Annotated in this window: 22 protein-coding genes and 1 tRNA gene; 11 read left to right on the top strand and 12 right to left on the bottom strand. The window is 65.6% G+C overall.

Going from position 1 to position 24,672, the window contains the following annotated elements:
* Window positions 1-151: 151 nt before the first annotated feature.
* Window positions 152-838 carry a PEP-CTERM sorting domain-containing protein gene (locus ACFPO9_RS14925; protein WP_379771907.1) on the top strand — a complete coding sequence of 229 codons (687 nt, stop codon included), beginning with the start codon at window positions 152-154 and terminating at the stop codon, window positions 836-838.
* An 82-nt stretch (window positions 839-920) separates the two neighbouring features.
* Here the strand turns inward: ACFPO9_RS14925 and ychF are convergent, their stop codons facing one another.
* Window positions 921-2,012, bottom strand: a complete 1,092-nt coding sequence (gene ychF, locus ACFPO9_RS14920; RefSeq protein WP_230024236.1) for a redox-regulated ATPase YchF — start codon at window positions 2,010-2,012, stop codon at window positions 921-923.
* 75 nt (window positions 2,013-2,087) lie between these two features.
* Window positions 2,088-3,185, bottom strand: a complete 1,098-nt coding sequence (locus ACFPO9_RS14915; protein ID WP_379771906.1) for a patatin-like phospholipase family protein — start codon at window positions 3,183-3,185, stop codon at window positions 2,088-2,090.
* A gap of 145 nt (window positions 3,186-3,330) precedes the next feature.
* Here ACFPO9_RS14915 and ACFPO9_RS14910 point away from each other — a divergent pair, with 145 nt between their 5' ends.
* The 5 genes from ACFPO9_RS14910 (at window position 3,331) to ACFPO9_RS14890 (ending at window position 9,141) form a co-directional block, all read left to right on the top strand.
* Window positions 3,331-4,026 (top strand): YIP1 family protein, encoded by a 696-nt coding sequence (locus ACFPO9_RS14910; RefSeq protein ID WP_379771905.1) that lies wholly within the window; start codon window positions 3,331-3,333, stop codon window positions 4,024-4,026.
* 4 nt (window positions 4,027-4,030) lie between these two features.
* Window positions 4,031-5,257, top strand: a complete 1,227-nt coding sequence (locus tag ACFPO9_RS14905; RefSeq protein WP_379771904.1) for an efflux RND transporter periplasmic adaptor subunit — start codon at window positions 4,031-4,033, stop codon at window positions 5,255-5,257.
* The gene (locus ACFPO9_RS14900; protein ID WP_379771903.1) at window positions 5,254-5,943 is read left to right on the top strand and encodes an ABC transporter ATP-binding protein; all 690 of its coding nucleotides are present in this window, start codon (window positions 5,254-5,256) and stop codon (window positions 5,941-5,943) included. Before ACFPO9_RS14905 ends, ACFPO9_RS14900 begins: the two co-directional genes overlap by 4 nt.
* Window positions 5,940-7,160, top strand: a complete 1,221-nt coding sequence (locus ACFPO9_RS14895) for an ABC transporter permease (RefSeq protein WP_379771902.1) — start codon at window positions 5,940-5,942, stop codon at window positions 7,158-7,160. Before ACFPO9_RS14900 ends, ACFPO9_RS14895 begins: the two co-directional genes overlap by 4 nt.
* 97 nt (window positions 7,161-7,257) lie before the next feature.
* Window positions 7,258-9,141, top strand: coding sequence for a DUF3857 domain-containing transglutaminase family protein (locus ACFPO9_RS14890; RefSeq protein WP_379771901.1), 1,884 nt, complete (start codon window positions 7,258-7,260; stop codon window positions 9,139-9,141).
* On the opposite strand, the gene ACFPO9_RS14885 is transcribed toward ACFPO9_RS14890, so the two are convergent.
* Window positions 9,138-9,623, bottom strand: coding sequence for a GNAT family N-acetyltransferase (locus ACFPO9_RS14885; RefSeq protein WP_379771900.1), 486 nt, complete (start codon window positions 9,621-9,623; stop codon window positions 9,138-9,140). The two genes, ACFPO9_RS14890 and ACFPO9_RS14885, sit on opposite strands and share 4 nt — an antisense overlap.
* Before the next feature lie 208 nt (window positions 9,624-9,831).
* On the opposite strand from ACFPO9_RS14885, the gene ACFPO9_RS14880 reads away from it, so the two are divergent.
* The gene (locus ACFPO9_RS14880) at window positions 9,832-10,041 is read left to right on the top strand and encodes a cold-shock protein (protein ID WP_230024178.1); all 210 of its coding nucleotides are present in this window, start codon (window positions 9,832-9,834) and stop codon (window positions 10,039-10,041) included.
* 121 nt (window positions 10,042-10,162) lie between these two features.
* Window positions 10,163-11,605 (top strand): HD domain-containing phosphohydrolase, encoded by a 1,443-nt coding sequence (locus ACFPO9_RS14875; RefSeq protein ID WP_379771899.1) that lies wholly within the window; start codon window positions 10,163-10,165, stop codon window positions 11,603-11,605.
* Here ACFPO9_RS14875 and pth read toward each other — a convergent pair whose 3' ends face one another.
* The 7 genes from pth to ACFPO9_RS14840 all read right to left on the bottom strand — a co-directional run bounded on the left by pth (window position 11,606) and on the right by ACFPO9_RS14840 (window position 17,680).
* On the bottom strand, window positions 11,606-12,190 hold the full coding sequence (pth, locus tag ACFPO9_RS14870) for an aminoacyl-tRNA hydrolase (protein ID WP_379771898.1): 585 nt from the start codon (window positions 12,188-12,190) through the stop codon (window positions 11,606-11,608).
* 139 nt (window positions 12,191-12,329) lie between these two features.
* Window positions 12,330-12,917 (bottom strand): 50S ribosomal protein L25/general stress protein Ctc, encoded by a 588-nt coding sequence (locus ACFPO9_RS14865; protein WP_379771897.1) that lies wholly within the window; start codon window positions 12,915-12,917, stop codon window positions 12,330-12,332.
* Between the two features lie 119 nt (window positions 12,918-13,036).
* Entirely contained in the window at window positions 13,037-13,987 is a 951-nt protein-coding gene (locus ACFPO9_RS14860; protein WP_230024151.1) for a ribose-phosphate pyrophosphokinase, read from the bottom strand.
* Between the two features lie 152 nt (window positions 13,988-14,139).
* Window positions 14,140-14,216: transfer RNA gene (locus ACFPO9_RS14855), tRNA-Gln, on the bottom strand.
* A 66-nt stretch (window positions 14,217-14,282) separates the two neighbouring features.
* Complete coding sequence (ispE, locus tag ACFPO9_RS14850; protein WP_379771896.1) at window positions 14,283-15,182, bottom strand: 4-(cytidine 5'-diphospho)-2-C-methyl-D-erythritol kinase; 900 nt, start codon at window positions 15,180-15,182, stop codon at window positions 14,283-14,285.
* A gap of 1 nt (window position 15,183) precedes the next feature.
* Window positions 15,184-15,789 (bottom strand): outer membrane lipoprotein LolB, encoded by a 606-nt coding sequence (locus ACFPO9_RS14845; protein ID WP_379771895.1) that lies wholly within the window; start codon window positions 15,787-15,789, stop codon window positions 15,184-15,186.
* A gap of 109 nt (window positions 15,790-15,898) precedes the next feature.
* Window positions 15,899-17,680: a tetratricopeptide repeat protein gene (locus ACFPO9_RS14840; protein ID WP_379771894.1), complete on the bottom strand. Its 1,782-nt coding sequence runs from the start codon at window positions 17,678-17,680 to the stop codon at window positions 15,899-15,901.
* A gap of 161 nt (window positions 17,681-17,841) precedes the next feature.
* Here ACFPO9_RS14840 and mutM point away from each other — a divergent pair, with 161 nt between their 5' ends.
* From mutM to mutY, 3 genes are read left to right on the top strand one after another with little or no spacing between them, the layout of a single operon-like run.
* Window positions 17,842-18,687 (top strand): bifunctional DNA-formamidopyrimidine glycosylase/DNA-(apurinic or apyrimidinic site) lyase, encoded by an 846-nt coding sequence (gene mutM, locus ACFPO9_RS14835; protein ID WP_379771893.1) that lies wholly within the window; start codon window positions 17,842-17,844, stop codon window positions 18,685-18,687.
* Window positions 18,688-18,708: 21 nt separating this feature from the next.
* Window positions 18,709-20,661, top strand: a complete 1,953-nt coding sequence (locus ACFPO9_RS14830; protein WP_379771892.1) for a dynamin family protein — start codon at window positions 18,709-18,711, stop codon at window positions 20,659-20,661.
* Window positions 20,658-21,776 (top strand): A/G-specific adenine glycosylase, encoded by a 1,119-nt coding sequence (gene mutY / locus ACFPO9_RS14825; protein WP_379771891.1) that lies wholly within the window; start codon window positions 20,658-20,660, stop codon window positions 21,774-21,776. The genes ACFPO9_RS14830 and mutY overlap by 4 nt, the downstream gene beginning before the upstream one ends.
* 84 nt (window positions 21,777-21,860) lie before the next feature.
* On the opposite strand, the gene ACFPO9_RS14820 is transcribed toward mutY, so the two are convergent.
* Both ACFPO9_RS14820 and aroKB read right to left on the bottom strand, forming a co-directional pair.
* Window positions 21,861-23,000, bottom strand: a complete 1,140-nt coding sequence (locus ACFPO9_RS14820) for a deoxyguanosinetriphosphate triphosphohydrolase (RefSeq protein WP_379771890.1) — start codon at window positions 22,998-23,000, stop codon at window positions 21,861-21,863.
* On the bottom strand, window positions 22,997-24,667 hold the full coding sequence (gene aroKB, locus ACFPO9_RS14815) for a bifunctional shikimate kinase/3-dehydroquinate synthase AroKB (protein WP_379771889.1): 1,671 nt from the start codon (window positions 24,665-24,667) through the stop codon (window positions 22,997-22,999). The genes ACFPO9_RS14820 and aroKB overlap by 4 nt, the downstream gene beginning before the upstream one ends.
* Between the last annotated feature and the right edge of the window lie 5 nt (window positions 24,668-24,672).

Below are 24,672 nucleotides of genomic sequence, written 5' to 3'. Positions count from 1 at the left end.
CAACCGGAATTCGAATCGCCTGCCCTCGTCTCATGCAAATCGCGTAACTCCTTGAATTTAATAAATAATTTCATCTGAGAAATTAATTGGCACAAATATTGCGTTGTGTTAGTCATCGCACTTACATCGCCCGTTTTTCAAGGAGTAAAACATGAATGTCACCCCATCCCGCCTGATCGCTGCCCTCGTACTGAGCGCCGCCTCGTTTGCCGCTGCTGCCGCGCCGATCACGCCGACCTACACCACCTTCTCGAACCTGGCTGGCGCCACCTTCAGCGGTTCGGGCATTCCAACCGATCCGACTGCAATTACCACTTTCCTGACCGATTCCGGCAGCACCCTCACGCTCGGCCTGACGGCAACCCAGCGCTACAACGCTCCAGTCCTCGGCAACAACGGTAAGGGCACCTTCTTTGCGACGCCGGGCGGCACGCTGTCGCCCCTGCGCTCGCTCTGGAATTTCGACTTCTACGTCCATGACAGCCTGAACAGTCTGGATGCGACTGGCATGACCTACAAGCTGTTCTACGACAGCAATCCTGGCGTGCATACCGATCAGTCATCGATGAATTCGTTTGCTTTGATCTCGTCGATGGGTACTGTGCAGGATTCCTACAACCTGGGATTCATGCCGCCGTCGGGCGCCGCCTTCGATCCTTTCGCCAATGGCGAATACAGCTTTGCACTCGTTGCGTACAACGCTGCCGGCAGCGAAGTGGCGCGCAGCGCGATCCTGGTTGACGTCGGCAATGCGGACGTCCCGGAACCGGCTTCGATCGCCCTGCTGGGCTTTGGCCTGGCCGGCCTGGGCTTCATGCGCCGCAAAGCGCAAAAGTAAGCGGTTTTCGTTTTACACAAGCAGCGACAAAAAAGCCCCGGCGCCTTTGGCGTCCGGGGCTTTTGCTTGAAGCAGGTACGGATCAGACGTTGAACAGGAAGTTCAGCACATCCCCATCCTTGACCACATATTCCTTACCCTCAGCCCGCATCTTCCCCGCCTCCTTCGCACCCGCCTCGCCCTTCAGCGCGATGTAGTCGTCATAGGCAATCGTCTGCGCACGAATGAAGCCGCGCTCGAAGTCGGTGTGGATCACGCCGGCCGCCTGCGGGGCGGTGTCACCGACATGGATGGTCCAGGCGCGCACTTCCTTCACACCCGCGGTGAAGTAGGTCTGCAGGCCCAGCAGCTTGTAGGCGGCGCGGATCAGGCGGTCCAGGCCCGGCTCTTCCATGCCCATGTCGGACAGGAAGGCAGCCTTGTCGGCGTCGTCCAGATCGGCAATCTCCGCTTCGATGGCGGCCGAAATCGCCACGATCGGGGCGTTCTGCGCGGCGGCGTAGGCGGTCAGCTGGTCGAGCAGCGGGTTGTCCTTGAAGCCGGTGTCGGACACGTTGGCCACAAACATCGCCGGCTTGGCGGTGATCAGGCACAGGGTCTTGATCATGGCCATCTCGTCGGCGTCGAGGCCGGCGGTGCGCACCGGCTTGCCTTCGTTCAGGTGCGGCATCAGGCGCTCGCAGATGGCGACCAGCTTGGCGGCATCCTTGTCGCCCGAACGCGCTTTCTTGTTTTCGCGGTGGATCGCCTTCTCGACGGCGCCCATGTCGGCCAGCGCCAGTTCGGTCTGGATCACTTCGATGTCGTCCAGCGGGCTGACCTTGCCGGCCACGTGGATGACGTTGTCGTCTTCGAAGCAGCGCACGACGTTGACGATGGCGTCGGTCTCGCGGATGTGCGACAGGAACTGGTTGCCCAGGCCCTCGCCTTTCGAGGCGCCCGCCACCAGGCCGGCGATGTCGACGAATTCGACGATGGCGTTGACCATGCGTTCCGGCTTGACGATGTCGGCCAGCGCCTGCATGCGCGGATCCGGCACCTCGACCACGCCGACGTTCGGCTCGATGGTGCAGAACGGATAGTTTTCAGCCGGGATGCCGGCCTTGGTCAGGGCGTTGAACAGGGTGGACTTGCCGACGTTGGGCAGGCCGACGATGCCGCATTTGAGACTCATGGGATGCTTTCAGGATCGAATATACGAAACCGCATATTGTACCTCTGCTCGCCCCCAAAGACTGCAAATGCTCGCTCAAAGCGGACGAATGCGCGACAAATCCGGCTTGTTCACAAACGCTGCAAACTCGTCGCGCAGGCGCCCGCCCTCGTCCATGGCGTGCTTCCAGGCCATGATCCGCGCATCGTGGTTCAAACCGTAATACTTGAAATCGCTGCGGTCGATCAGTTTCCCACGCGGCAGCTTGCCCAGGAATTCGCTACTGGGCGCCACGATCAGCACATTGTCCAGCCAGCCGCGGTTCGGTCCGCGCGCCGCCCGCCGCCAGGGCAGCGCCTTGTCCAGCCAGCCCGGCACGATGTGTTCGGAAAAATGCGGATACAGCACAATCGAAGCCGGGTCTTGCGAAGCCAGGCGCGCATAAGGCAGCGCCAGGTTGTAGTCGATGAGGCCGCCGTCCCAGTAATGGCCGGGCGGCGCACCTGGAATGTCGCGCACCGGCTTCATCAGCATGGGCAGCGTGCCGGAGGCCAGCAGGCCGGCCGCCAGGTTCTCGCGCGTGAGCGGCGCGAAGTGGGTCGCGAAACTGTCGAACCGTTCCCGCAGCCAGGGTGCGGCGCTGCGCACGTCGCCGATCACCACGCGGTCCATCAGGTGGGCCAGGCGGTCGCGCGAAGCCAGGTTGTGCAGGGCGGCCGCGGCGAAGCCCTTCATTTCGGCGTAGCGGTGGCCCGGTGCGGAAAGAAGACGCTTGCCGCGCACGGTCAGCAGGTGCAGGCGGTGCTGCGGGTGCTTGACGATGTCGTCCTCGTGGCCGCGCACGAATTCCGCCAGCAGTCCCTGCACCACGTCGTGAATCTGTTCCTGGGAGGGCTTGGTGCTGGTGTAGCGCTGGCCGCTGTAGAGCTCGCCCAGGCGCTCGAAGGCCTTCACCGGATCCTTCTGGCAGGCGGCGGCCATGCGCCAGGCGCCGATCGAGGAACCGATCAGGGTGCGCTCGCGCGGCGCCGACGGGAACCATGCGCCGAATACCCACTGGTCCAGCGCGCGGAAGATCAATCCCTTGGGACCGCCCGCGGCGGCGGGCACGACGGCGATGTCCTGGGCGCGCAAGCCATGCGCGCGGATCTGGTCCAGGGCCAGCGGCCCGGCGTGGAAGGTTAATGCGATCATCGCGAAATTATCGCAGGAAGCGTGCACGCGCGTCGGCGCCGACAACACATGCATACCTCATATATATCTACGCATTGTGACAATGGGTGAGTTTCGGCCCGTAGGATTTGGCCTACACTAAATTTCTACTCGTCAAGGAGCCACCATGGCCACGCAAGCATTCTTCGATATCGGTAACCTCATCCTGGATCCCAAGCCGACCTTCGCCCGCCTGAAGGACAGGGGCGGCGCCTGGATTCCATTAGTCATCCTGATCGCGCTGTCGGTCGGGATCATGTACTGGTGGATCTCGACCCTCGATTTCGGCTGGCTGGTCGAACACATGGTGGCCTCGCAGCCGAAGGCCACGCCGGAGATGCGCGCGGCCATGGAAAAATTCATGACGCCGAATTCGATGCTGGTGAGCTCGAGCATCGGCGCCGTGGTCGGCACGCTGGTGGCGCTGGCGCTGTCGGCGCTGTACTACCTGGTGGCCAGCAAAGTCATGGGCACGCAGATCGGCTACGGCAAGTGGTTCGGCTTCTCGGTGTGGACCAGCGTGCCGCGCCTGCTCACGATCCCGCTGTCGGCGGTGCAGATCGCGACCTCGAACGGCCGCCTGGCGCCCGAAGACTTGAACATGGCTTCACTCAACTACCTGGTGTTCCACCTGCCGATCACGCATCCCTGGGCCAGCCTGGTCGGCAGCATCGACCTGACCATGTTCTGGAGCATCGCCCTGGCCGTGCTCGGCCTGAAGGTCTGGACCGGCCGCTCGACCGCGACCTGCCTCACGGTTGCCGTGCTGCCTTACCTGATCGTCTACGGCCTGTGGTCGGCGAAGATCGCTTTCTTCGGCTAAGACCATGCGCAAGAAACTGATCGGTGCGGCCGTCGCGGCCGCCGTCATTGCCATCCCGGTGGCGGTCAAGTTCGGCAGCAGCAAGCCGGGCCGCGAAGCCGAGCTGGCGACCGTGCAGAAGCTGGCGATCCACCCGTCGATCCTGGCCACCGGCAACCTGGTGTTCCGCCAGGAGGTGCAGCTGTCGGCCGAAGTGATCGGCAAGGTGGCGGCGGTGCAGGTCAAGGAAGGCGACCGGGTGGCGCGCGGCCAGGTGCTGCTGAAGCTCGACCCGACCGTCTACCTGGCCGAGGTGGCGCAGCAGGAAGCCAGCCGCCGCAACGCCGCGATCGCCATCGAGCGCGCCCAGATCAACGTGGCCAACCAGGAACGCAGCCTGGAGCGCACCGGCCAGTTGTACAAGTCGAAGTATGTCGGCGTGTCCCAGTATGACGATGCGGTGCACCAGCTGGACCTGGCCAGGGTCGAGCTGCGCGCCAGCCGCGCTTCGCTGGAGCAGGCCAGCGCGCTGCTGTCGCAGTCGCGCGAGCACCTGGCCAAGACCGAGGTGCGGGCGCCGATCGACGGCACCGTGACCGCGGTGCCGATCAAGATCGGCGAGACCGCCGTCGCCAGCGCCACCGGCATCGCCGGCTCCTCGCTGATGACGATCGCCGACGTCGGCTCGATCATGGCCGAAGTGAACGTCGATGAAGCCGACATCGCCCGCGTGGCGGTCGGCCAGCAGGCCAAGGTGTTCCCGGCCGCCTACCCCGACCAGCCCCTCACCGGCAAGGTCGAGAGCGTGGCGATGGCGCCGAAGAGCGCCCTGCCCGGCGCCCAGAGCCAGGGCCGCAACTACGTGGTCAAGCTGCACCTCGAGGATCCGAAACTGGCGCTGCGTTCGGGCATGACCTGCCGGGTCGAGATCGTGGTCGGCGGCAGCGCGGCCCGTCCCGCGGTGCCGATCCAGGCGGTGATGAGCGAGGAAATCGCCGCCAAGGAGAAGGACAAGGACCAGGTCAGGAACGCCAGCTATGTGTTCGTGATCCAGGACGGCAAGGCGAAGAAGACCAGCGTGGAGCTGGGCCTGTCCGACGACGCCAACCAGGAAGTCACGAAAGGCCTGGCGGCCGGCCAGACCATCGCGGTGGGCCCGGCGCGGCTGCTGCGCGAACTGCGCGACGGCGACCAGGTCAGCGCCAAGAAGGCGGATGCCAAGCCTGCCGACGCGAAGGTCGCGCAGCGATGATCCGCCTGCAGGGCATCACCAAGGAATACCGGATGGGCGACCAGACGGTCCGCGCGCTGCAGGGCGTCGACCTGGACATCGAACGCAACGAGATGGTGGCCTTCATCGGCGCCTCCGGTTCCGGCAAGTCGACCATGATGAACATCGTCGGCTGCCTGGACAAGCCGAGCAGCGGCGAGTACTGGCTCAACGGCCGCGCAGTGGCCACCATGTCCGGCGACGACCTGGCGCGCGTGCGCAACCAGGAAATCGGCTTCATCTTCCAGAGCTTCCACCTGCTGCCGCGCGCCAGCGCGGTCGACAACGTGGCCCAGCCGCTGATCTACCGCGGCGTCCCGCTGCGCGAGCGCCTGGCGCTGGCGGCGCAGGCGCTGGAGCGGGTCGGCCTGGGCGCGCGCATGCATCACCGTCCCAATGAACTGTCCGGCGGCCAGCGCCAGCGGGTCGCGATCGCGCGCGCGCTGGTCGGCAAGCCCTCGATCCTGCTGGCCGACGAACCCACCGGCAACCTCGATTCGGCCACCAGCCTCGACATCATGAACCTGATCCGCGAACTGCACGCGGACGGCCAGACGGTCGTCATCGTCACCCACGAACCGGAAATCGCGGAACAATGCCAGCGCGTGGTGCGCCTGCGCGACGGCCGCGTCATGTCGGACACCCGCGTGGCGGAGCGTGCCGCATGAACCTGTTCCTGGAAGCCGTGCGCTCGGCGCTGGCATCGATCCGCGCGCACCGGCTGCGCAGTTTCCTGACCTCGCTCGGCATCGTCATCGGCGTCGCCTCCGTCATCACCGTGATCTCGCTGATCCAGGGCCTGTCGAAAAGCGTCAGCGACCAGTTCGAGGGATTGGGCGGCAATGGCCTGACGATCCAGGCGCGCAACGAGTTCAAGGACCGCATGCGCGGCAAGATCAACTACCTGCGGGTCGAGGACGTCGACCAGCTGCGCCTGCGCGTCGACGGCATCCGCGACCTGAGTCCCTTCTTCGTTCCCGGCACTTCCGAGGTGCGCTTCACCGGCATGACGGCCACCGCCCAGGTGTTCGCCACCTCGGCCAGCTACCAGGAGGTGAACCAGCGCTTTGCCCGCCTGGGACGCTTCCTCAGCGACTCCGACAACGCCAGTGCGCGGCGCGTGGCCGTGATCGGCGAAAAGCTGATCCAGGAACTGCACCTGCCCCCGAATCCGGTCGGCCAGTTCATCCTGTACGGGAACGAGTGGTTCAAGGTCATCGGCGTGATGGAAAAGCGCGGCGAGGTCTTCGGCATGTCCCAGGACAACTACATGATCATCCCGTTCAAGACGGGACAGAGCATGATCGGCAATAACACCCGCCCCTACCTGGCGATCACGGTGGCGGTGCGCGACCTGTCGCGGCTGGACGAGGTGCGCAGCCGCATCCGCGCCGTGATGCGCCAGGCGCACCGCCTGAAGCCCGACGAGCGCGACGACTTCGAGATCGAATCGGCGGACCAGATCGCGAAGAGCTTCGACAAGCTCAGTGCGACGGTGACCCTGGTGATGGGCGGCGTGGTCGGCATCGCCCTGCTGGTGGGCGGGATCGGCATCATGAACATCATGCTGGTGTCGGTCAAGGAGCGGACCCGCGAGATCGGCATCTGCAAGGCGATCGGTGCGCGCAGCCGCGACATCCTGCTGCAATTCCTGATCGAGGCGGTGACGCTGTCCCTGCTGGGCGGCCTGCTGGGGCTGGCGATCGGCTATGGTCTCGGGGTGGCGATCGCCGCCATGATTCCCGATTTCCCGCCGGCCGTGGTGCCGTGGTGGGCGGTGGCGCTGTCGGTGCTGTTCTCGGGCAGCGTGGGCGTGATCTTCGGGGTGGTGCCGGCCAGCCAGGCGGCGCGTCTGGATCCAATCGACGCACTGAGGTACGAATAAGAAGCACCCTGGCGCGCTTGTGCTGGCTCAAGGGTTCAGGCATACGCCCCCGTAACATGGTCCGATCGCGTTTTCGCCCCATGCTTCCGGAGCCTTCATGCCTCGTCGATATTGCGCCGTGCTATGGTTTTGCCTGCTGGTCCTGTGCGGACCGGCAGCCGCGCGCGACACCGGCACCGACCCGGCGCTGACGATCGACCGCTTCATCCAGCACTACGTGGTCGAGACCGACGGCAGCTACCGGCTGGACGTCGACCTTGCCCGGACCATCGTCCAGCAGCGCGCCCTGCGCAGCCACGGCCAGTATGCGATCAGCTACAACCGCACGCTGGACGAGGTGCTGGCGCTCGATGCGTACACGCAAAAGCCGGACGGCCGGCGCGTGCCGGTGCAGCCGGGCCAGGTGCAGGACCAGCAGGAAGCCGCCGCCGCGCCCGGCGATGCGCCGATGTTCCAGGACACGCGCCTGAAAGTGGTGGTCTTTCCCGAAGCCGCGGTGGGCGACCAGCTGGTGCTGCGCTACACGCTGCGGCGCAAGACCGCGCTGTTCCCCGGCCATTTCGAGGACCTCTCGTCGGCGCCCTTCTACACGAGCAGGAACACGCTGCTGGTCTACGACATGCCGGCCTCGATGCCGCTGCATGCGGACGCGGTCGGCTTCGTGCCGGTGCCCGCTTCCGACGGCAATCCGCCGGGACGCCGGCGCTACCAGTGGCGCTACGTGAACGGCGACAACGAGCGCCTGGAAGCCGGCTCGGTCAGCTACCTGGACTACGGCAAGCGGCTGGCGGTATCGACCTTTGCCGACTACGCCGCCTTCGCCCGCGCCTTCCGCGCGGGCAGCGCCGGCCGCGCCCAGCCCTCGCCGGCCATCGTGGCGCTGGCGCGCCGCCTGACGGCCGGATTGCCGGACGCGCGCGCCCGCGCGCTGGCGCTGTCGGACTGGGTCAGGCACAACATCCGCTACGTGGGCGTGTACGTGGGCGCCGGCGGCGTGGTGGCGCATCCGGCAGCAAGCGTGCTCGAGAACCGCTACGGCGACTGCAAGGACCACGCCGCCCTGCTGGAAGCCCTGCTGGCTGCCGCCGGCATCGACAGCACCGGTGCGCTGGTCAACAGCGGCAGCGCCTACCGCCTGCCCGATACACCGACCCTGGGCGTGTTCAACCACATGATCACCTGGGTGCCCAGCCTCGGGCTCTACCTCGATCCGACCGCCGAAGCGGTGGGCGCCGGCTACCTCCCGGCCGGCATCCTCGGCAAGCCGGTGCTGCTGCTGAAGACCGGCAGCTTCGCGATGACGCCGATCCTGCAGCCGGAGCGCAACCGCAGCACGAGCTGGTTCGACATCCGCCGCGACGGCCGCAGCAGCTTCAAACTCAGCAAGACAGCGGTGGGCGCGATCGCCGAGCCCTATCGCACCGCGCTGCGCGATGCGCGCCAGGCCGAGCGCGAAGCCTTTGCCCAGCGCATGCTGCAGGGCTTGGGCAGGAAAAGCCGCGGCGTGTTCGATGCCGCGCCTGACGAGGGCTTCAGCACCGGCATCGGCGATGGCGACGAGGTCAGGCTGTCCTTTTCGGGCACCAGCGACGGCTTCCTCGACCTGCCCGGACCGAGCGCCGTGGCGACGAGCTACGATTTCTGGGGCGGATTGGCGGAGGCCGTGTCCAGCTTGAACCAGGAAAGCGAGCGGCGCCAGGACTTCGTCTGCCCTGCCCTCGACCATGAGGACGAGACGGCTTTTCGCTTCCCGAAAGGGGTGCGCATCCTCGCGCTGCCGAAAGCGGTCAAGCTGATGGATGGCGGTCTCTATTACCGCGCCAGCTATGCGCGGCGCGGCAAGGAGGTGGTGGTGAAGCGCCGCCTGACTTTCCGCCACGGCAGTGCGACCTGCACGCCGGCCGATTACCGCGCGATGCAGCCGGCGCTCGAGCGGATCGGCCGGGATCTGCGCAGCCAGATCGTCGTCAGCGGGGGCTAGCGATCATTGCGCAGCTTCTCCACTGTTTCATCGCTCAACTCGAAACGCAAGTCGACCCGGTCGCGTCCGGAACGGTAGCCGCCCGGCCAGCGCGCGATCTCCTCGAAGCCGCAGCGTTCGAAAAAGCCGGCCGTGTGCGGGTGCGTATCGACGGTGACATAACGCGGCCGCTGCTTGCGGCCCGCCATGTGCAGCAGGCGGTAATGCAGGAGCGCGCGGCCGATGCCGGTGCCGTGTCGGTCGGCGCGCACCAGGCCGAACACCAGCGTGCCCAGGTTGTAGAAATCGGAGAGCTCATAGCCGCCGAAGGCCACCACCTCGTCGCCCTCGACCGCGACGAAGAAAGGCCCGTCGGGTTCGTCGAGGGCCGAGCGCAGCCAGGCTTCTTCGGAGGCCGGGAAATGGTCCGGCACATTGCTGCGGAAAGCTGCCAGCACGGCCTTGCGGTCCTGCGGGCGGTAGCGTCTGATTCTGACTGTCATCTGAAATTAAATCCGAAATGCTTAGGTGAATGCGGGTAAGCCCTGTATATTGAATCGGGCACTACATCAAGTCGTCGTTCGTCGTTGTCGGTATCTCTCCCGTTCGCCTTCCAGGCATTCCTGTTTGATTCCTTTCGGTCGTATCTCTCTTGGTCGCAAGTGCGCATCGGGCATGTTCGCCCACATCAAACACTACAGGAATATCAACATGACTACTCAAACCGGCACCGTCAAATGGTTCAACGACTCCAAGGGCTTCGGCTTCATCGCCCCTGACGCAGGCGGCGGCGACCTGTTCGCGCACTTCCAGGACATCCAGTCGGAAGGCTTCAAGAGCCTGTCCGAAAACCAGCGCGTGTCTTTCGAACGCTCGGCCAGCCCGAAGGGCGAAAAGGCGAGCAATATCCGCGCGATCTGATTCACCTGCGCGATGCGCCGTCCACTGGGCGGCGATCCCGACAAAGCCCGCTTCGGCGGGCTTTTGCATTTCAGGCAATCGTGCGCTTGTTGCATCGTCTGTTGGCCGTTACATTATGGCCATGCAACTCGACGAAACCATCAGCGTGGAAGATGCCGTGCAGGTGCTGGCCATGGTCGGCGACCTGAGCATGGGCCTGCCGCCGGATCACTCGGTCCGCACGGCGCGCCTGGCTGCCCGCCTGGCGGAAGAAAACGGCGACGCCGCCGACGCCTGCACCAGCACCCGCCTGGTCGGCCTGCTGCGCTGGTCGGGCAGCACGGCGACGGCGGCCGGCTTTGCCCACCTGCTCGGCGACGACGTCCTCGGCCGGCACGCCATGGTGACCCGTACCCTGTCCGGCAATCCCAAGCTGACCCTGCCGAACGTGCTGCCGCTGGCCCAGATGCAGTGCGAGGTCGCCGGCGACATCGCCAGGCTGCTCGGCCTGTCCAGCGACGTCGAGGAAGCCCTGCGCCAGCTGTTCGGCAGCCATCATCGCGGCGACATGCAGGAGGCGCTGTTCGACCCGAACATCCCGCGCGCCGTGTATTACGTGCGCCTGGCCGGCGACCTGGAAGTGCTGGCGCCGGCCCACGGCACCGAGGGCGCGATGCGCTTGATTGGCGAGCGCGCCGGCGTGAAATATCCGGCGACGCTGGTCGAACGCCTGGCGCCGCACGCCCAGGACTGGATCGACGCGCTGGGCGAGCCGTCCTGCGCCGCCGACTACACGGGCCACGACCGCCGCGTGCCGCTCACCATCGTCGCCGACGTGATCGAACTGAAGCTGCCCTGGCTGGCCGGCTATTCGCGCCGCGTGGCGGAGCTGGCGAAACGCAGCGCGGTGGGCGCGGGCCTGATCGCGCTCGAGGAAAAGCCGCTGGTGCGGGCCGCCCTGCTGCACGGGATCGGACGGGTGGCGGTGCCGAACGGGGTGTGGCAGCGGCCCGGCAAGCTGGGCGTGCTCGACTGGGACCAGGTGAGAAAAGTGCCGTTCTGGACCGCGCGCGCCGGCGCCCAGGTGCCCGCCATCGCGCAGGATGCGACCCTGGCCTCCTTCGTCTACGAGCGGCTGGACGGCAGCGGCTACTTCCGCAAGGCGCGAGGCGAAGCAGTCGGACCGCAGGAACGGGTGCTGGCGGTGGCGGCCGCCTATGTGGCGATGACTTCGCCGCGGCCCTGGCGCCCGGCCCATGGCGACGCCGCCGCCGGCACGCTACTGGTGGCGCAGGCCGGCGCGGGCCGCTTCGACCGCCAGGCGGTGAGCGCGGTGCTCGATGCGGCGCGGGCGATGGCGCCCAGGCCTGGGAGGGCGAAGCCGGTACAGGATGCGCTGCTGTCCTCGCGCGAGGTGGAGGTGCTGCGCCACATCAGCCTTGGCGAAACCAGCCGCGAGGCCGCGCGGGCGATGAAGATCAGTCCGGCGAGCGTGCGGACGCAAGTCGATACCATCTTCGAAAAGCTCGGGGCGCACTCGCGTCCCGCCGCGACGCTGAAGGCGCTGACCCGCGGGCTGATCTGATTAATCGGTGTGCAGCTGCGTCGTCGCCTGCGCCATTTTCCCATCGCATACCATCGGAATGATGCGCAAGGCCTTGGCTATCGCTTCCTCGATCAGGCCCTGCTCTTCGCGGCGCGGGCGGTGCAGCACGAAATCGGCCACGGCCTGCTGCAGGTTGAGGGTGCGCGGATGGCCGATGCCGAGGCGCAGGCGCCAGTAGTCCTGGGTGCCGAGCGCCGCGGTGATGTCCTTCAGGCCGTTGTGGCCGCCCGAGGAGCCGCCGCGCTTGAGCTTGGCCGCGCCGGGCGGCAGGTCGAGCTCGTCGTGCACGACCAGCACCTCTTCCGGCGCGATCTTGAAGAAGCGCGCCAGTGCGCCGACCGACTGGCCGGAGCGGTTCATGAAGGTCAGCGGTTCCAGCAGCCAGACGTCCTTGCCCGAGATCGAGGTCTTGGCGACCATGGCGTTGAAGCGCGATTCGCGCTGCAGGTGGCAGCCGGGCAGCGTGTTGGCCAGGTTGTCGACCAGCCAGAAGCCGGCGTTGTGGCGGGTTTGTTCGTATTCGGGGCCGGGGTTGCCGAGGCCGACGATCAGGCGGATGTGCATAAAACAGTCAAGTTCGCGTAAAGCTCGATTATCGCCGGAAAACGGCAGACACTTGCGTAGAAAACAAAAAACCCGCCGGACGCGAGTCGCAGCGGGTTTTTCATCGAACCGCTCGAGGACGAGCGGTTACGCAGCCTGATTACTCGGCAGCGGTTTCAGCAGCAGCAGCACCGCGCGGGATCGACGAGGTGGCGACGGTCTGGTCCTTGCCGTGGGCAACCACGGTCACGCCTTCCGGCAGGGTCAGGTCGGACACGTGCACCGATTGACCGGCTTCCAGCTTGCTCAGGTCGACGGTGATGAATTCCGGCAGTTGGCCCGGCAGGCAGGTCACGTCCAGCTCGTTCAGCACGTGCGACACGATGGCGCCGCTCAGCTTGACGGCCGGCGAGACGTCGGCGTTGACGAAGTGCAGGGCGACCTTGGTGTGGATCTTCTGCGATGCATCGACGCGCTGGAAGTCCACGTGCAGGACCAGTTGCTTGTATGCGTGCATCTGGAAGTCGCGCAGCAGGACTTGCTGGGCGGCGCCGTCGATTTCCAGGTCCAGCACGGAACCGTGGAATGCTTCTTTCTTCAGGGCGTGCCAGAGGGCGTTGCCATCGACAGCGATCAGTTGCGGGGCAGCTTCGCCACCGTAGATGATGCCAGGGGTCTGGCCAGCGTTACGCAGGCGGCGGCTCGCTCCGGTACCTTGCAGTTCGCGTTTGAATGCGACAACTTTCATGTGAAACTCCAAAAATAAAGGGCCCGAACGCCGGACAATGCCGGCCCGGAGGCCCGGTTTGAATGCCCCCGCGACCAGGGGCATCCGTGAAGTGGACGCTTGCGCGCCCAGAAAAATTCTTAGTCGACGAACAGCGAAATGACCGAGTCGCCCTTGACGATACGCTTGAAGGTCTCGGCCAGCAGCGGTGCGCAGGTCAGCTGGCGGATCTTGCCGCAGGCGCGGCCGGCTTCGCTCAGCGGGATCGTGTCGGTCACGACCAGTTCGTCCAGCGGCGAGTTCGAAATGCGGTCGATTGCCGGGCCGGACAGGACCGGGTGGGTGCAATAGGCCACGACTTTCTTGGCGCCACGTTCTTTCAGGACTTCGGCGGCTTTCGTCAGGGTGCCTGCGGTGTCGACCATGTCGTCCATGATCACGCAGTTGCGGCCTTCGACTTCACCGATGATGTTCATGACTTCCGACACGTTCGCCTTCGGGCGGCGCTTGTCGATGATCGCCAGGTCGCAACCGAGGCGCTTGGCCAGCGCACGGGCGCGGACCACGCCGCCGACGTCCGGCGACACGACCAGCAGGTCGTCGTAGTTGCGCTTCTGCAGGTCGCCCAGCAGGATCGGCGATGCGTAGATATTGTCGACCGGAATGTCGAAGAAGCCCTGGATCTGGTCAGCGTGCAGATCCATGATCAGCACACGTTCCACGCCGGCTTCTTCCAGCATGTTGGCGACGACCTTGGCCGAGATCGCGACACGCGCCGAGCGTGGGCGGCGGTCCTGGCGGGCATAGCCGAAATACGGAATCGCCGCGGTGATGCGGCCTGCCGATGCGCGCTTGAGAGCGTCGACCATCAGCATGATTTCCATGAGGCTGTCGTTGGTGGGAGCGCAGGTCGATTGCAGAACGAAGACGTCCTTGCCACGAACGTTCTCGTTAATTTCGACCATGACTTCGCCGTCGGAGAACTTCGAGACCACGGCCTTACCAAGAGGAATGCCGAGGCTTTTTGCGACCCCTTCTGCTAGCGCCGGATTGGCATTGCCGGTAAAAACCATCAGGTTTTCGTAAGCCATGGGGAGTCCCAGAAGAGTAATTGAAAAATCTGAAAAGCCGTTAATGCAAGAAGATTAACGCTTGAAGTACAAAAAAAATGGGCCGCTCTAGGCGGCTCCACTTCGATTGCCTGCTGGAGCATTAGTCATCAACAGGTCAGGCAATATAACTTTGGCAGGGGAACAAGGATTCGAACCTTGGTATGCCGGAATCAAAATCCGGTGCCTTAACCAGCTTGGCGATTCCCCTACACGAACTTGCTGCTTGCCGACGCTTTAACTATGTTGCCGCTGCGTCGACAGGCAAAATTTTATTCTACAACTCGTTGATTTGCAAGAGCGATTTCATCGGATGTTTCGTTAGCGACCTTGCTTTCCACGCTATCCACTTCGCCGGCACCTGCATCAGTACCTGCTCCGCTTCTTGCTCTGTGGAAAACGCGCTGAACACACACGCTCCGGAACCAGTCATCCTGGCCGCCCCGTGATTTCCCAACCATTCGACCGCCTCGGCTACCGGCGGGAACAGGCGGGTTGCCACGTCCTGCAAATCATTCTTCCCGAACCCACCTGAATCTTTCGACTCGGGTTTGTGCCCTAGGAAGTCCGCTACTGTAACGGGTTTGGTGTTTCTTGTCAAATCGGGCGCGGTGAAAATCGCGGCGGTCGGCACCGGGACGCCGGGCTCGATCACCACATACCAGCAATCCGGGCCGCTCACCGCCTGCAGGTCATCTCCCACGCCCTGGGCAAAGGCGGTCTCGCCGAACAGGAAAAAGGGGATGTCGGCGCCCAGCGGCAAGCCGATCGCCATCAGCTCGGCCGTCGTCAGGCCAGCCTGCCACAGGTAGTTGGCGGCCATCAGCGCGGTAGCGGCATCGGAAGAACCGCCGCCCAGCCCGCCGCCCATGGGCAGGCGCTTTTCGATGCGCACATCGATGCCCGGCGGCAGCCTGTTGAAGCGGCGTTCAAATTCCGCCTGCAGCGTACGCAGGGCGCGCACGATCAGGTCCTGCTCCTCCGGCACGCCGGGCACCTCGTTGAGGCGGACGATGCGCTCGTCCTCGCGCAGGTCGAAGTCGAGGGTGTCGCCGTGGTCGATCAGCTGGAACACCGATTGCAGCATGTGGTAGCCGTCCGCGCGGCGCCCGATGACGTGCAGGAACAGGTTGAGCTTGGCCGGCGCCGGGCAGCCGTGCAGCGAGGTCAGGGTCATGTCAGCTTTCCGGGAAGATCGTGATGCTGATTGAAAGGTCGCCGCTGTTGGCGGTGGCGCCGCGCTCGGCCTTGATGAGGCGCGGCATCGGGGTCGCCGTGCCTTTCTGCCAGTCGACGAAGCGCAACTGCCAGCCATCGCGCGTGAACACGTTGTTGTTCGCCGGCGAGGCCACGAAGCGCTTGCCCTGGGCATCCGTGGCATAGCCTTGCAGCCAGTCGCGCAGCCCCGCCACCGGCAGCGGCCAGCCGAGGGTCTGCCGGGTCAGCGTATCGATGTCCTTTGCCGTGCGCGGTTCGCGGTTGGCCTGGGTCAGCGTGACGGCATCGGGCGTGACGGCGATCTCGGCGGCCGTCTGCCCGGTTGGCGTGAACATCGACACCTCGACGCGTCCCGGGCGCTGGGTCCAGCTGAAATCGGCGGCGACGACTTCGCGTCCACCCTCGGTTTTCTGGTAGACCACGTTGATCTTGCCGTTCAGGGCGATGGTGTCGCGGTAGGCGCCGACCGGGGCGGTGGAGAGATTGGCGGTGGAGGTGGCGCAGCCGGCCAGCGTGAAGGCGATGGTGGCGGCTGCCAGCAGACGTGATGGAAACTTGATTGGCATCGGTGCGAACTTGGGCCCCCGCCTTCGCGGGGGCGACGTAGATAGGTCGCGGAAACGACCTTGTTGATGAAATATTATTTCAAATTCTAGCTATTTTTGAAAGGTTCTTTCAGAGCGAAGCCCGCAGCCGCGTCAGCGTGGTTTTGAGCGCGTCGTTCTTCGGATCCTTGGCCCGCGCTTCGCGCCACAGCTTGCGCGCATCGTCGTGCTGGCCCTTCTTCCACAGGACTTCGCCCAGGTGCACGGCGATCTCCGGGTCGTTGCGCAGCTGGTAGGCCTTGCGCAGCTGGGTCTCGGCCGCGTCCAGCTTGCCTAGGCGATATTGCACCCAGCCCATGCTGTCCATGATGAAGGGGTCGGCCGGCGCCATCTTCTGGGCCTTGTCGATCAGGGCGTAGGCTTCCTTCAGGCGCACGTTGCGGTCGGCCAGCGAATAGCCGAGGGCGTTATAGGCGTGGTGGTTTTCCGGCGACTTGGCGATCACCTGGCGCAGCGATTTTTCCATCACGCCAGTCTTGCCCATCTTCTCGGCCACCAGCGCGAAGTCGTACAGGAAATCGGTGTTGTCCGGGAAGCGCTTGAGGCCCTGCTCCATCAGCTTGTAGGCTTCCTGGTTCCGGCCGGCGTCGCGCAGCAGCTGGGCGTCGATCAGCACGATCTGGGCCTGCTCGGCCTTGTCTTCGGATTTCAGGGTGCCGAGCAGCTTGCGGGCGCCGGGCAGGTCGCCCCCCTTGGCGGTCAATTGCGCGCGACGCAGGTCGGCGCCGAACTGGATTTTCGGATCGTTGGTGTCGAGGCGGTCGAGCCAGCCCATGGCGGCGGGGATGTCGCCGCGTTCCTCGGCCAGCTGGGACAGGATCAGCACGGCCTTGGTCGGGTCGCGCTCCTCATCCGGGGCCTTGTCCATGACGTCGACGAAGCGGGTGAAGTAGTCTTCGGCGGTCTTGCTGTCGTTCATTTGCATCGACAGGATGCCGAGCGCGTACAGGGTGCCCGGATTGTTCGGCTGGGCTTTATCGAGGGTCAGGAATTGCTGGCGCGCGGCCTCGTACGCCTTGGCGTTGACCAGCAGGCGGGCGTAGGCCACGCGCACGTCCTTCGCGTCCGGGTGGGCGGCCAGGTAGTCGGCCAGCACCTTGGCGGACTGCTCCTCGCCGTCCGTCACCTGGGCCAGGGTCAGGATGGCGATCTCGGAATCGGGCTTGATCTGCAGCGCTGCGCGCGCTTCGCGCTGGGCGTCCGCCTTGGCGCCGCGGGCCAGGGCCGTCTGCGCCAGCACGACGTGGGTTTCCATCATGTTGCCGTAGGGCGCGACCAGGCGCTCGAGCATGGCGACGGCGGCTTCCTTGTCCTTGGCGCGCATCACCAGCTGCTGCATCTGGAACATCACCAGGCCGCGGGACCCCGGCGTGGCCTCGGCCAGGCGCTGTTTCAGCGCACTTTCTGCCTCGGCGAGGTTGTCGGAGAGGATGACCAACCCCAGATAGTACTGGTTGGCCTCATCGGAACCGGGCGCGTACTGGCGCCACAGCTTGACCGCGGCGAGGGCGTCGTCGGGCTGCTTGGCGGACAGCGCCATCTCGGCGGCGCGTTTGGCCAGGCGCGGGTCCCTAGTCTGCTGGGCCAGGCTCATCAGCGTCAGATAGGGTCCCTGCCAGTCGCCCTTCTTGTAGGCCAGCTCGGCATTCATGAGCTGGACCATCATCTGGGGCGTCATGTTCACGTTCGGCAGTTGCTCATCCGCCTGCTTGGCCGCGTCCTGGGCCGGTTCGCCGGCGGCACGCTTGACGTCCGCCTTGCGCTGCGCTTCGGCGGCGAGAAGCGGCTGGTCGGACTGGGCAGATTGGTCGGATTGGTCGGATTGGTCGGGCGCCTGCTGCTTGGGCGCCACAGCGCATGCAGATAACAAGGCCGAGAGCGTTACAATGGCGAAAGTGTTTTTCAAGGTCGATCCCGCATTGACAAGATGGACCGATTCTACGCTTAACGCCCCCCGCGCGTGCGCCGTTGCAACACGAATTTACATACTTTTCCTCTGTTCTTCATTGAAACATGCCTGAACTCCCAGAAGTCGAAGTAACAAGGCGCGGCGTCGCGCCGCACCTGGAAGGCCGTGTCGTCGAACAGGTCGTGCTGCGCCGCGAGGGCCTGCGCTGGCCTTTTCCGCCGAACCTGGATGCGCTCCTGAGCGGGCGCCAGATCCTGTCGACCAGCCGCCGCGGCAAGTATCTGCTCATCCATTTCGAGCACGGCACGCTGATCGTCCACCTCGGCATGTCCGGCCACCTGCGGGTGCTGCCGGAAGGCGTCGAGCTCAAGAAGCATGACCACTTCGACCTGGTCGTTTGTGAGCCCAACAAGGGTCCCGCAGGCCGGCGGGTGCTGCGCCTGCACGATCCGCGCCGCTTCGGCGCCGTGCTCTGGCATGGCAACGACGACGGCGAACTCGGGCAGCACATCCTGCTGCGCGGCCTCGGCGTCGAACCGCTCGAGGACGGCTTCTCCGGCGCCCTGCTCCATAAAGCAACGCGCAGGCGCAACGCACCCATCAAGCAGGTGCTACTGCAAGGCGATATCGTGGTTGGGGTCGGCAACATCTACGCCTGCGAGAGCCTGTTCCGCGCCGGCATCAACCCGAAGACGGCGGCCTCGCGCATCAGCCGCGCCCGCTACGACAAGCTGGCCGAGGCCATCCGCGAGATCCTTGCCGCCGCGATTGTGCAAGGCGGTAGTACCTTGCGTGACTTTATTGCTGTAAATGGGCAGTCCGGATATTTCCAGCAGACATATTTCGTCTATGATCGTGCAGGAGTGCCTTGCAGAAACTGTGGCGCGCCGGTGCGCCAGATCGTCCAGGGCCAGCGGTCGACGTTTTACTGCGCGACCTGCCAAAAGTAAGGCAAAGATAGGCGGCACAACATGCAAGAAATTCAAGAATACGGGGCCTGGCGCGCGCGCGTGGCCGACACGCTGGAACAATACCGCGGCTGGGTCCAGGCAGCCGAACTGCTGGACGGCGCCGCCGAGCAGCGTCTCGCGCGCGCCCTCGCCCGCGTGCGCGACGACCGCCTGTCGGTGGCCTTCGTGGCCGAATTCTCGCGCGGTAAATCGGAGCTGATCAACGCGATCTTCTTCGCCGACTACGGCCAGCGCATCGTGCCCTCCAGCCCCGGCCGCACCACCATGTGCCCGACCGAGCTGGCCTGGGACCCGCAACTCCCGCCCTGCGTCCGCCTGCTGCCGATCGAGACCCGCGCCCAGCGCCTGGCCACCAGCGACTACCGCGAAGATGCGGGCGCCTGGACCGTGCTGCCGCTGGACCTCGACGCGCCCGGGCGCATGATCGAGACCTTCCGCCAGGTCAGCCTGACGCGCCGCGTGAGCGCCGAGGAAGCGCGCAGCTATGGCCTCTACGACCAGGAAGACCCGGACCTGGCCGGCACGGTCGGCGACGACGGCCTGATCGAGATCCCGCAGTGGCGGCATGCGCTGATCAACTTTCCGCATCCGCTGCTGAAGCAGGGCCTGGTGATTCTCGACACGCCGGGCCTGAACGCGATCGGCACCGAGCCGGAGCTGACCCTGAACCTGATCCCGAACGCGCACGCGGTGCTGTTCATCCTGGCCGCCGAAACCGGCGTGACCAAGAGCGACATCGAAGTCTGGCGCACCCATATCGGCGCGGGACCGGGCCGGATGGTCGTGCTGAACAAGATCGACGCCCTGTGGGACGAGCTGCGCAGCGAGCGGGAAAACGATGCCGCGATCGCGCGCCAGCAGGCCAGCGTGGCCCAGCTGCTCGGCGTGACCGAGTCGCAGGTGTTCCCGGTGTCGGCCCATAAAGGCCTGGTCGGGCGCGTCAACCAGGACATGGCGCTGTTCGAGAAGAGCCGCATCGGGCAGCTCGAATCGGCGCTGTTCAACGAACTGATTCCGGCGCGCCAGGACATCCTGCGCTGCCAGCTGCGCGAGGACATGGACGCGATCACGGCCGGCCAGCAGGCCCTGCTCGGCACGCGCATCCGCGACCTGGTCGAGCAGCTGCAGGAGCTGTATAGCCTGCGCGGCAAGAACCAGGGCGTGATCGCCCACATGATGCGCCGCGTCGAGATGGAAAAGAAGGAGTTCGACGCCAGCCTGTTCAAGCTGCAGGGCACGCGCGCCGTGTTCGCGACCCTGTCGACGGAGCTGTACACCAGCATCGGCATGGACGTGGTGCAGGAACAGGTGGACGCCGTGCGCGCGGCGATGGAAGGCGTGCGCTTCGCCACCGGCCTGCGCGCGCCGGTACGCGTGTTCTTCGACGAGGCGCGCGCCAATCTCGACGCCTCCAGCGCCAAGATCGGCGAGATCGGCGCGATGATGGAAACCATGTACCGCAAGTTCTCGGCCGAGCACGGGCTGGCGCTGGCGATGCCGATGGCGCTGTCGCTCGCGCGCTACCGTGCCGAGATCGACGCCATCGAGGCGATCTGGCAGAAGCAGTCCGGCACCGCGACCCTCCTGATCACCAGCCGCGGCACCATGCTGGAGCGCTTCGTCGATTCCATCGCGGCGCGCGTCAAGGCCACCTTCCGCTCGGCGAATGCCGACGTCGAAGCCTGGCTGAAGGTGATCATGGCGCCGCTGGAAGCGCAGATCCGCCAGCACCGCGAACAGCTGCGCCATCGCCAGTCCTCGATCCAGCGCATCCATGATGCCACCGAGGGCCTGGAACAAAAGATTGCGGCCTTCGAGGCGGCGCAGCAGGACCTGGAGCAGGTGAAGGCAAGGCTGGCCTTGTTGACGGGGGCGGTGACGCGGGTGCTGGATGCTTCGCTGTCCGATGAACCCTCTTCAGCATCGGCCACGCAGGCATTGGAACCGGCATGAAACGATTGACCGAATTCGATGCCAGCGAGCTGGCGGACCCCGGCTTTTCGCGCGCCGTGATCGACTGGCAGCGCGCACACGGCCGCCATGCGCTGCCGTGGCAGAACACGCGCGACGCCTACCGGATCTGGCTGTCCGAGATCATGCTGCAGCAGACCCAGGTGAGCGCGGTGCTGGGCTATTACACGCGCTTCCTGGAGCGCTTCCCGACCGTCGCCGCCCTGGCCGAAGCGCCGGTGGAAGACGTGATGACCTATTGGGCGGGCCTCGGCTACTACACGCGGGCGCGCAACCTGCATGCCTGCGCGCGGCGCGTGGTCGCGGAATACGGCGGCGTGTTCCCGTCCGATCCGGCGCTGCTGGCCGACCTGCCCGGCATCGGCCGCTCGACCGCGGCGGCCATCTCCGCCTTCTCCAGCGGCACGCGCGCCGCGATCCTGGACGGCAACGTCAAGCGCGTGTTCGCGCGCGTGTTCGGCATCGACCAGTATCCCGGCTTAAAGCCGGTCGAGGACGCGCTGTGGCGCCGCGCCGAGGCCCTGCTGCCTCTCGAAGAGGGGATTGAATCCTATACCCAGGGCCTGATGGACCTGGGCGCCACGCTGTGCACCCGCTCGAAGCCCGATTGCGCGCGCTGTCCGCTGCAGGCGCGCTGCGTGGCTTACGCGACGGGCCGCACCGCTGAACTACCGATCCGCAAACCGAAAAAAGCGACGCCGGAAAAACGCGCGCAGATGCTGGTGGTGATCGACCACGGCCGGGTGCTGCTCGAGCAGCGGCCGTCTACCGGCATCTGGGGCGGTTTGCTGTCGCTGCCCGAAGTGGACGGGCATGTGGCGCTGGACGAGGACGCGGAAGAACTCGATGTCAGCGCCGCCTCGGAGGCTGCCGAGAAGTTTGGCGCGGTGGAAGAAACCGAAGCGCTGCTGCCGTTGGAGCATGGCTTCACGCACTACAAGCTGCACCTCCACCCCTACCGCATCGGCCTGAGCTCGCGCGCCGAGACGCCGCCCGGCTACGTCTGGTGGGACCTGTCCAGCATCGACACAGCCGCCCTGCCCTCGCCCATCAAAAAGCTGCTCGGCCAGCTGGGCCAGCCCACCCTATTCAGTTGAGCAAAAACAAACCGGGGTCAGACCCCGAATTTTGGCAACGTCTCCGAAGCAATTGCCAAAAATCGGGGTCTGACCCCGGTTTGATTAAAGTTCGTCGAGTGAGAAGATTCGCTTGTGTTCGCGGATCGCGTAGCGGTCCGTCATGCCGGCGATGTAGTCGGCGATCTTGCGGGCTTGTTTCAGGGGGTCGCCAGGACTGACCTGGTAGTCGAAGGGCAGCAGTACCGGGTCCGTCATGAAGGCGTCGAACAGTTCGCGCACGATGCGGCTGGCCTTGACGCGCATGCGGTTCACCTTGTAGTGGCGGTACAGGTTCGCGTACAGGAAGCGTTTCAGGGCCGTGGTTTCTTCGCGCATCTTCGGCGAGAAGCGGATCAGCGGCGGGCTGGCGCGCACGTCGTCGATGCTCTTCGGCGCCGTCTCCGCCAGCAATGCCGCCGAGGTTTCGACCAGGTCCGCCGTCATCGCCGTGATCATCAGGCGGATCGTTTCGTACAGCTCGCGCCGGCCCGGCAGGCCCGGGTACTGCCGCACGACCTGGCGGTGCAGGCGCGCGAACAGCTCGACTTCTTCCATCTGCTTCATGCTCAGCAGGCCGGAGCGCAGGCCGTCGTCGATGTCGTGGTTGTTGTACGCGATCTCGTCGGCCAGGTTGGCCAGCTGGGCTTCCAGGCTGGGCTGCTTCTTGTCGATGAAGCGCTGGCCCAGATCGCCGAGCTGGCGCGCGTTGTTCGGCGAGCAGTGCTTCAGGATGCCTTCGCGCGTTTCAAACGTCAGGTTCAGGCCGTCGAAGGCGCCGTAGTGCTCTTCGAGGTCGTCGACCACGCGCAGGCTTTGCAGGTTGTGCTCGAAGCCGCCGTGGTCCTTCATGCACTCGTTCAGCACGTCCTGGCCGACGTGGCCGAATGGCGTGTGGCCGAGGTCGTGGGCCAGCGACACCGCTTCGACCAGGTCTTCGTTCAGGCGCAGGCTGCGCGCCAGCGTGCGCGCGATCTGGGCGACTTCGATCGAGTGCGTCAGGCGGGTGCGGAACAGGTCGCCCTCGTGGTTCAGGAAGACCTGGGTTTTATATTCGAGCCGGCGGAAGGCGGTGGAGTGGATGATCCGGTCGCGGTCGCGCTGGAATTCGCTGCGCGAGCCGGCCGCGGGTTCCGGATGGCGACGCCCGCGCGACTTCGACGAGTGCGCCGCATAAGGCGCGAGGTGGGCGTCGAAATCGATCATCCCCGACTCCTGGTCACGTTGGCGTCGAGGGTCGCCAGCAGCTGCTCCTGCGGCGCGCCGGTGATGCTCGGGCTGCCCAGGGGTTTCAGCAGGATGAACTTGATGGCGCCGCCCTCGTTCTTCTTGTCGACTTCCATCAGCTCGATCCAGCGTTCCGCGCCCAGGTCCGGCCCTTCGACCGGCAGGCCGGCCGCCTTGACCAGGCGGCGCACCCGCAGCGCGCTGTCGGCGTCCAGCAGGCCGAGGCGGTGCGACAGGTCGGCCGCCATCACCATGCCGCAACCGACCGCTTCGCCGTGCAGCCATTCGCCGTAGCCCAGGCCGTTTTCGATCGCGTGGCCGAAGGTGTGGCCGAAGTTCAGCACCGCGCGCAGGCCGCCTTCGCGCTCGTCGCGCCGCACCACGTCGGCCTTGATCTCGCAGGAACGCAGGATCGCGTGCGCCAGCGCGGCGTGGTCGCGCGCCACCAGCTTGCCGATGTTGGCCTCGATCCAGTCGAAAAAGCCCAGGTCGAGCACAGCCCCATGCTTGATCACTTCCGCCAGGCCGGCCGACAGTTCGCGGTCCGGCAGGGTGTCGAGGGTGGCGGTATCGGCGATCACGGCGCGCGGCTGGTAAAACGCGCCGATCATGTTCTTGCCGAGCGGGTGGTTGATGCCGGTCTTGCCGCCCACCGAGGAATCGACCTGCGACAGCAGGGTCGTCGGGATCTGCACGAAGGGCACGCCGCGCATGTAGCTGGCGGCAGCAAAGCCGGTCAGGTCGCCGATCACGCCGCCGCCCAGCGCCACCAGGGTGGTCTTGCGGTCGCACTTATTCGCCAGCAGGGCGTCGAACACCAGGTTCAGGCTCTGCCAGTTTTTATGTTCCTCGCCGTCCGGCAGGACGATGGTGACGACCTCGCGCCCGCTGGCCCTCAGCGGCGCCACGAGCTTTTCCAGGTAAAGCGGCGCGATCGTGGTGTTGGTGACGATCGCGACTTTGCCGCTGCCGGCGCCGATATGGCGGGTCAACAAGGGGCCGTCGTCCAGCAGCCCGCGCCCGATCAGGATCGGGTAGCTGCGCTCGCCAAGATCGACGTTAAGGGAGATGCATGCCTGTTCGTTCATGTGTGTCCGTGCCTTGGTCCGCTGGCGCGCCGCATCCATCGCGGCCAGCTGGTCCAGTATTGTCTGAACCATCGATTGTACGTTAGGCCGCCCGGTATCGATGACGAGGTCGGCGATCTCGCGGTACAGGGGCTCGCGCTGCGCGGTCAGGTCTTCCAGCTTGCGGCGCGGATCGGCCGTCTGCAGCAGCGGACGGTTCTTGTCGTGCGAGGTCCGCGCCAGGATGCTGTTGACGCTGGCGCGCAGGTAGACCACGGTGCCGCGCTCGGCCAGCAGGCGCCGGCTGTCCGGGTTCAGCACGGCGCCACCGCCGGTGGCCAGCACCAGGCCGCTGCCGGCGCTCAGCTCGCGGATCATGTCGGCTTCGCGCCGGCGGAAGCTGGCCTCGCCTTCGATCTCGAAAATCCAGGGCACCGAGGCGCCGGTGCGGGCCTCGATTTCATGGTCGGAGTCGGCAAAGTGCATGCCCAGCCGGCGAGCCAGCATGCGCCCGATCGTGGTCTTGCCTGCGCCCATCAGGCCGACAAGGAAGATGTTGTTATTCTTGCAGTGAGGCACTATTC

This window comes from Massilia aerilata, from assembly GCF_042656905.1.
Classification (GTDB): domain Bacteria; phylum Pseudomonadota; class Gammaproteobacteria; order Burkholderiales; family Burkholderiaceae_D; genus Telluria; species Telluria aerilata.
This window is presented reverse-complemented; position numbering and strand designations above follow the sequence as displayed.